Raw genomic sequence first — 7,671 nt, forward strand, 5'->3', positions numbered from 1 at the left:
GGTAAGACTAGACACACTAAAAGTCATCAAGAAAATAGAGGTAGAATTAGAATAAGTTATTCAATACATGATCGACCTCAAATCATTAATGATAGAGAACGAATCGGAGATTGGGAAGCCGATACTGTTATGGGAAAAACTGGAAAATCTTGTCTTGTTACATTAGTAGATCGTAAAACCGGCTATTTACTTTGTGGTAAAGTACCTAAAAAGAAATCTGAGTTTGTGAAACAGAAAATCGTAGATTTACTTGGCACCTTACCAAACAATAAACGATTATCTATTACACCAGATAGAGGTAAAGAGTTTTCTAAACATCCAGAAATTACGTCAGAGTTAGATAACATTCCATTTTATTTTCCTGATCCTCATTCCCCTTGGCAACGTGGAACTAATGAAAATACAAATGGATTGATTAGAGAATATATAGCCAAAGGTATTGATATTGATAACATTACAGAAGAACAAATAGAACACTATGTTTATAAGTTGAATACACGTCCTCGTAAACGATTTGATTGGAAAACACCAGCAGAGCTTTTCAATGATAAGGTGTTGCACTTAATTTGACAATTGAAGATATAAATAACCATGGAATCACATCGTTATTCCATGGTTATTTATTGTTCTAATCATACAATTTTCTCTCTAATCTTGCCAGAGATGTAATCCACGATACCGACCATAATTACTAAGCCGATTAATATAATTCCGACACGATCCCATGAACGTGTCTGCAAGGCAAAGATTAATGGTGTACCGATACCTCCTGCACCGATTAAGCCTAAGATGGACGCCGAACGCAAGTTCAACTCAAAACGGTAAAGAATTAATGACATGAAAGTCGGCAAGATTTGCGGGATGACCGCAAATACTAATGTTTTAATTTTATTTGCGCCGCATGCTTTAAGCGATTCGGTTGCACTTAAATCGATATTTTCAATATCCTCTGCGAAGAGTTTTCCAAGCATCCCTACTGAATGAATACCGAGTGCCAACACGCCTGAAAATGATCCTGGTCCTACTGCTTTGATAAAGATTAAAGCCATTACGATTTCAGGAAAGACTCTGATAATACTTAAGATAAATTTGCTTGTGCCTGTGACTGGGCGGAGTTTGACAATATTCTTTGCGCCTAAGAACGCTAAAGGAATACAGATAATCGCAGCTAATATTGTTCCGACTACTGCAATCGCAAAGGTTTCTAACAAACCATGAAGCAAGTCTTCTCCGCCTTTTTGATAGACAAAGCCCCAATCCGGATGAGTTAGTCCTTGTAATATCGAACCGAGAATTTGACGGGATTTGTCTTTGATTTCTAAAGCAGGCATACCGGCAAAAGCCCAAATCAAAAGTGCCGCAACCACTAGTGCTGTTAAGGTATATTTGATTTTCTTCTGCTTATTGCTGTAGTTGTTCAATAACTCTGTTTTACTCATTGTCGTCATGTGAGTTGCTCCCTCACTTTCGAACTGATGAAGTCAATAATGACTACAATCAATAGTGTAAATAAGATAATCACTGCTGTTTTATCGTATTGGAACAGGCCGAGTGTTTGGTCATAAAAGAGACCGATACCGCCGGCACCGACTAAACCAAGTACCGCAGCTGCACGAATATTAATTTCAAAGGCGAATAATACATAAGACACATAAGAAGCGAGTGCCTGCGGAACGACACCGAACAAAATCCATTTGGTTTTATTCGCCCCTACTGCCGTCATGGCTTCTAAAGGGCCTGGATCAATCGCTTCTAAAACTTCATATAATAACTTTGCGACGATACTGATAGTTAATACAATTACCGCGAGCACCCCTGGAATTTGGCCAATCCCAAAAACCGCAACGAAAATAGCCGCAAGTAATAAATCCGGTATCGTACGCACAATGTTCAGCACGAAACGTGCCGGCATTGCTATCCATTTCGTACGTGAGATATTCTTGGCACATAATAATGCAATGGGTACTGCAATAATAGAACCGATAAATGTACCTACGATTGCCATACGAATCGTATCTAACATTGGATTCAATATCTGAGATAAATAACTTAAATCCGGCGGAAACATATCTGTAAATAAGACACCGATTTGAGGCAAGCCGTATAATAAATCACCGATACTAAATCCCGTATAAGTCAAACTCCATATTACTAAGAAAAGTACAAGGACTGCACTGAAAGTCGTCTTAAACGATTTCTTGTTATTTAACATCGACGCATAATCTTTCGCATGATCCATGCTAATTCACTCCTAACTTCTCTTCGTCTTGAATAGAACGGCCGTAAATTTCATTAAAGGCTTCATCTGTTGCACGCTCAACAGGGCCATCAAAGACCAATTGACCATCGCGCAAACCAATAATACGTGTGCCGTATTCACGTGCTAAATCTACAAAGTGCAAGTTGATAATAATTGTGATACCTAATTCTTGATTAATACGCTTCAAATCATCCATCACTTGTTTAGTTGTTAAGGGATCTAATGAAGCAACAGGCTCATCTGCTAAAATAATCGCAGGTTCTTGGCATAAAGCTCTTGCAATAGAAATACGCTGTTGCTGACCGCCGGATAATTCATCAGAACGTGATTTATACTTATCTAAAATATTGACGCGGTCTAAAGCTTCTAATGCTTTGATTTTGTCTTCCTTCGGAAATAGACCGAGAATCATTTTCCAAGTCGGATGATAGCCGACACGTCCGCTGAGTACATTACGCATCACCGAAGAACGTTTGACTAAGTTGAAATTTTGGAAAATCATACCGATATTTCTGCGCATTTCAAGCAGTTGATTGCCGCTGGCTTTAGTCATCGATTTGCCGTCAATCAGAATTTCCCCTTCTGTAATATCATGCAGCCGATTGATAGAACGCAGTAATGTCGATTTTCCTGAACCTGACAAGCCGACAATGACTGCGAAATCACCCTTTTCAATATTTAAATTAATACGGTCTAAACCGACATGACCGTTACTATAAACTTTGCGTACATCTTTAAATTCAATTTGACTCATACTCATTTCCTTTCCTTCTCGCTTTAATACAAAGCGAGCGTATTCAACGGACTCAATGTGCTCTTGCAAGCCTCACTGCGTTGAAATACGCTCATTAAAATGGTGTGATGGAGAACATCTGTTTGCTTTGTGCTTACTTCATTTCTTTGACTTTTTTATCGTATTCTCTAACGATATCGAAGTTTTCATCTTTGCTGTCTACGTAGTTTTCATGAGAGTAAACTTCACTGATGACTTTGTGTCCCTCTTTTGTTTTCGCAATATCTTTAAAGGCTTTTTTCAGTTTGTCGCGGAATTTTGAATCCATATCGCTGCGCACTGAGATTGTGTCGTTTGGAATCGGTTTAGTTAATTTTAAAATTTTAGTTTCATCAAAGACTTTAGGTTCGTCTTTTTTCACGATTTTACGTGCATCGTTGAATACAGCTGCCGCATCTACATCGCCGTTCATTAATGAAATGACTGCTTGGTCATGACCTTTCATGTTCACAACTTTCATGTCTTTTAAGACATTTACGCCTTCTTTGTCTAATTCAACAAGCGGGAAAGTATACCCTGCAGTTGAAGTCACATCTTGCAGCGCGATTTTTTTGCCTTTTAAATCTTTAACACTTTTAATACCTGAATCTTTTTTAACAAGAATTTCTGATTTATAGTCCTTTGTAAGTTCTTTTGAATCTGAACCGTCCTTATTCACTCCGAAACGTTGTGCTTGAAGCAATACATCCGCCGCTTTTTGATCGTGCGCTAATGTATAAGCTGTCGGAGGTAAGAAACCAACATCTACTTTTTTAGATTTCATCGCTTCAACAATTGTGTTGTAGTTCGTTGAAACTGAAACTTTCACTGGGATATCTAACTCTTTAGATAATAATTTTTCTAACGGTTTTGCTTTCGCTTCCAACTTATCTGCGTTTTGAGAAGGGACAAATTGAACTGTTAATTCTTTAGGTTTGTAATCCCCGCTGCCTCCCTCTTTATCACTTTCTTTCTTATTGTCTAAAGAACTGCCGTTGCCGCAAGCGGATACGAATAAAATAACTGCCATCATTAAAGCGAAGAGTGACTTTAACGCATGTTTCTTTCTCATTCAACATTCCTCCATATGTATTGCGATGTGTTACACATTTATTATATGAGTGAATTAAAGTAAAAAACAACACAATATTTGTGTAGATTGAGTAAATAATTTATGCAATGTTGATTATCTTTAAATTATTTGAAACTTTAGTTAAGTTATCGTAAATCTTAAATTTATCGAATGTAACTTTCTAGAATTACGAATATAATGAAAGGACAAGTAAATAAAAATAAATACATAACCATTTTAGGAGGAACATTCAATTGAAAGTAATCCATCGTTACGTCGCAAGTTCTGTTTTGATCGCATCTACACTACTCAGTGCATCACCTGATACATACGCACAAAGTACCACTGATGCACCGACTATCGGAGAAGCTGAAAAAGGCAAAGTACTTATGGATAATTCACATGCCCAAACCGCAGGTGCGGCAGATTGGGTCTTAGACGGCGGCTTTTCTGATTATGCCAACCAAATCGCAAAGCAAGGTTATCAAGTGAAAGAATTACGCGGACAGGCAAGTATCACGCCTGAAAAGTTAAAAGACACAAAGATTCTAGTCATTCCTGAAGCGAATACACCTTTCAAATCTTCTGAACAACAAGCTATGGTTGATTTTGCAAAACAAGGCGGCAGTATTATTTTCATTTCTGATCACTACAACGCAGACCGCAACTTGAACCGAATTGATTCATCTGAAGCCATGAACGGCTATCGCCGCGGTGCATACAACGATATGACCAAAGATATGTCGCAAGATGAAAAGCAGTCAGAGGCTATGCAAGGCGTAAACAGTTCTGATTGGTTAGCTGAAAACTTTGGTGTACGCTTTAGATACAATGGTTTAAATAATCTTACAACGAAAAATATGGTAACAGGCAAAGATGCGATGGGCATCACAGATAATGTCAACAGTGTGTCTATGCATGCAGGTTCAACGTTAGCCATTACTGACCCTGATAAAGCAAAAGGCATTATTTATACACCTGAAGGTTTATCTTCAGAACAAAAATGGTCGCATGCGGTAGATCAAGGTGTCTATGCCGGAGGCGGTAAAGCTGAAGGACCTTATGTCGCGGTGTCTAAAGTCGGCAAAGGCAAAGCGGCATTCATCGGCGATTCATCTTTAGTTGAAGACAGTACACCTAAATATAAACGAGAAGACAGCGGAGATACAAAGAAAACTTATGACGGCTTTAAAGAAGCAGATAATCAGCAATTGCTCTCTAACTTAACAACATGGCTCGGCAAACAAGAAGATGCCGAAACGATAACAGCGCTCGGTGTTTCAAAAGACCAAGCCACACCATTGAAAGATTTCGAACAGCCAAAGCAATCAACAGAACCGCAAAAAGAACCTTGGTCAGAACCTAAAGCAGGCTATAAATGGTACGATCCATCAACTTTTGCGGCTGGCAGCTATGGAGGCTCACAATCTGAAACTCCAAAAGAAGAGCAGCCTTCATCACCAGATGAGGATACAAGCAGTACATCTATCAATACGAATGGCATTGCATTCGATGTGCCTGAACAACTTCAAGCAGGACAAACATTTACTATCAAAATCCAATTTAAAGGTCAGCCTGCCAACCAAACTTTAAACGATTTGCGTGCCGGTATTTATGCAGATGGCGGACGCCAGCTTGCGACATTCGGCACACAATCATCACCAGGGTATAGTGCAGCACAATCTGTTCAAACAGACAGTGACGGCAATGCGACACTGTCCTTGAAAGGTCAAACAATATCTGATGCTTCAGGGTCTGCACACTTGCGTTTAAAACAAGGTTCGCATAACCTGAAAACACAATCTATAACGATTAACTGATACGCACATAGGGGGATTTTACATTGACACAACTTGCATTCTATATCGTCAGCGATGTACACGGCTATCTCTTTCCAACTGACTATCAAGACAAGACACAACGATTACCGATGGGGCTCTTGCATACCAAAGCCATCATAGAAGAAGATAGTGCACAGTACAAAAACACGATTCGTATAGATAATGGCGACTTTCTTCAAGGATCGCCTATCGGACATTATCTTGCGAAAGAAAGAGAATCTGCAGAACAGCTGGCGGCGATTTATAATCAATTCGTTTTTGACTTAGGTGTAATCGGAAATCATGAGTTTAATTTCGGCTTAAATTATCTCAAAGACACACTAGCAGATTTAGATTATCCAGTCTTATCTGCGAACATTTTAGAAAACGGCGAACCCTTCACTGGTCATGGTGTCACGTATTTACAAAGAGAGGGATTAACGATTGGCGTGATTGGTTTAACTACACAATATATCCCGCATTGGGAGAAAGCAGAATACATTGAAGGTCTGACATTTGAAAGTGCTGAAAGCACATTGGCACAGTGGCTGCCTGAAGTCAGAGCCAAATCTGATATTGTAGCAGTATGTTACCACGGCGGGTTTGAAAGAGATTTAGAAAGCGGTGCGCCTACGGAAGCCTTAACTGGAGAAAATGAAGGTTATGCATTACTCGACCGCTTCCACACCGACATCGACCTCTTAATCACCGGCCACCAGCATCGTGAAATCGCACAAGTCATTCACGGTGTCCCAGTCATCCAGCCTGGTTCTAAAGGCAATACTGTCGGCAAAATTGTCTTAGACTACCATGATCAAGGTGTGCATCATGCGACTGCACAGCTTTTAACTGATGATAATCCTGATAAAGCTGTACTGACAGATGAGCTTCAGCAATTCAGCGATTATATTGAACAATGGCTAGATGCCCCAATCACTTTATTATCTGAAGATATGGTCGTTGAAGATCAATTTAAAGCACGCACTGCACCGCATCCATACCTTAACTTCTTGAATTACATCTTAATGGAAGCAAGCAATGCTCCGATTGCGGCATCTGCCTTATTTGATTTATCACGCGGCTTTAAAGGCGAAGTCACAATGCGGGATGTCTTAAACAACTATCCGTTCCCTAATACATTCAATGTACTGAAACTCAGCGGACAAGATATTAAAGATGCTTTGGAACAAACAGCTGAATACTTTGAAGTACAAGACCAAGAAGTCATTGTGAACCCTGAATATGTTGAACCCAAGCCTCAGCATTACAATTATGATATTTGGTCAGGTATTGCCTATACTATCAAAGCAGGCAATCCTAAAGGCGAACGTATTACACGTTTGACCCATCAAGGACAGCCGATTGCTATGCATCAAACTTATGAAGTCGTACTGAATAATTACCGTGCTGTCGGCGGCGGCAACTATCCAATGTTCAGTGAAGATAAAATCATCAAATCGATTCCGACTGAAGGTGCACAGCTGATTATTGATTACTTGCAAGCACATCCTGAATTGGATATTCCGAATGTGACAGATTTCAAAGTTGAAGTATAGATTACATTAAAGACAAACACAGCCCCCGCATTCAATACGGAGGCTGTGTTTCATTCTTATATCAAAATTTTTATGCTGCTTCTGATAAACTGTCGACTAATTCTTTCACTGCTTTTGCATAGTTGTATTTTTCTTCTAAGAGTTTGTATGAAAGTTCATTCACACTTTTATCGACATGCGGTACTTGTGAG

Annotated in this window: 7 protein-coding genes; 3 read left to right on the forward strand and 4 right to left on the reverse strand. The window is 39.3% G+C overall.

Going from position 1 to position 7,671, the window contains the following annotated elements; genetic code table 11:
* Positions 1-570 (forward strand): IS30 family transposase (locus FH144_RS11885; protein ID WP_242316052.1); only part of this gene is annotated, 570 nt, incomplete at its 5' end.
* A gap of 62 nt (positions 571-632) precedes the next feature.
* On the opposite strand, the gene phnE (FH144_RS11890) is transcribed toward FH144_RS11885, so the two are convergent.
* The 4 genes from phnE (FH144_RS11890) to FH144_RS11905 all read right to left on the reverse strand — a co-directional run bounded on the left by phnE (FH144_RS11890) (position 633) and on the right by FH144_RS11905 (position 4,104).
* Positions 633-1,448 (reverse strand): phosphonate ABC transporter, permease protein PhnE, encoded by an 816-nt coding sequence (gene phnE, locus FH144_RS11890; protein ID WP_011303195.1) that lies wholly within the window; start codon positions 1,446-1,448, stop codon positions 633-635.
* The gene (gene phnE / locus FH144_RS11895; RefSeq protein WP_011303196.1) at positions 1,445-2,239 is read right to left on the reverse strand and encodes a phosphonate ABC transporter, permease protein PhnE; all 795 of its coding nucleotides are present in this window, start codon (positions 2,237-2,239) and stop codon (positions 1,445-1,447) included. Before phnE (FH144_RS11895) ends, phnE (FH144_RS11890) begins: the two co-directional genes overlap by 4 nt.
* Before the next feature lies 1 nt (position 2,240).
* Positions 2,241-3,014, reverse strand: a complete 774-nt coding sequence (gene phnC, locus FH144_RS11900) for a phosphonate ABC transporter ATP-binding protein (protein WP_026034723.1) — start codon at positions 3,012-3,014, stop codon at positions 2,241-2,243.
* A 133-nt stretch (positions 3,015-3,147) separates the two neighbouring features.
* Positions 3,148-4,104, reverse strand: a complete 957-nt coding sequence (locus tag FH144_RS11905) for a phosphate/phosphite/phosphonate ABC transporter substrate-binding protein (RefSeq protein ID WP_011303198.1) — start codon at positions 4,102-4,104, stop codon at positions 3,148-3,150.
* Between the two features lie 254 nt (positions 4,105-4,358).
* On the opposite strand from FH144_RS11905, the gene FH144_RS11910 reads away from it, so the two are divergent.
* Together FH144_RS11910 and FH144_RS11915 are read left to right on the forward strand one after the other, a co-directional pair.
* Positions 4,359-5,924 carry a hypothetical protein gene (locus tag FH144_RS11910; protein ID WP_011303199.1) on the forward strand — a complete coding sequence of 522 codons (1,566 nt, stop codon included), beginning with the start codon at positions 4,359-4,361 and terminating at the stop codon, positions 5,922-5,924.
* Positions 5,925-5,947: 23 nt separating this feature from the next.
* The gene (locus tag FH144_RS11915) at positions 5,948-7,480 is read left to right on the forward strand and encodes a bifunctional metallophosphatase/5'-nucleotidase (RefSeq protein WP_019467662.1); all 1,533 of its coding nucleotides are present in this window, start codon (positions 5,948-5,950) and stop codon (positions 7,478-7,480) included.
* Positions 7,481-7,671 lie beyond the last annotated feature (191 nt).

This window comes from Staphylococcus sp. acrmy (assembly GCF_022690565.1).
In the GTDB taxonomy this organism is placed as follows: Bacteria; Bacillota; Bacilli; order Staphylococcales; family Staphylococcaceae; genus Staphylococcus; species Staphylococcus caledonicus.

Coding starts and splice junctions, on each gene's coding strand:
- phnE (WP_011303195.1), bottom strand. CDS start 1,448: ATGACGACAATGAGTAAAACAGAGTTATTGAACAACTACAGCAATAAG.
- phnC (WP_026034723.1), bottom strand. CDS start 3,014: ATGAGTCAAATTGAATTTAAAGATGTACGCAAAGTTTATAGTAACGGT.
- FH144_RS11905 (WP_011303198.1), bottom strand. CDS start 4,104: ATGAGAAAGAAACATGCGTTAAAGTCACTCTTCGCTTTAATGATGGCA.
- phnE (WP_011303196.1), bottom strand. CDS start 2,239: ATGGATCATGCGAAAGATTATGCGTCGATGTTAAATAACAAGAAATCG.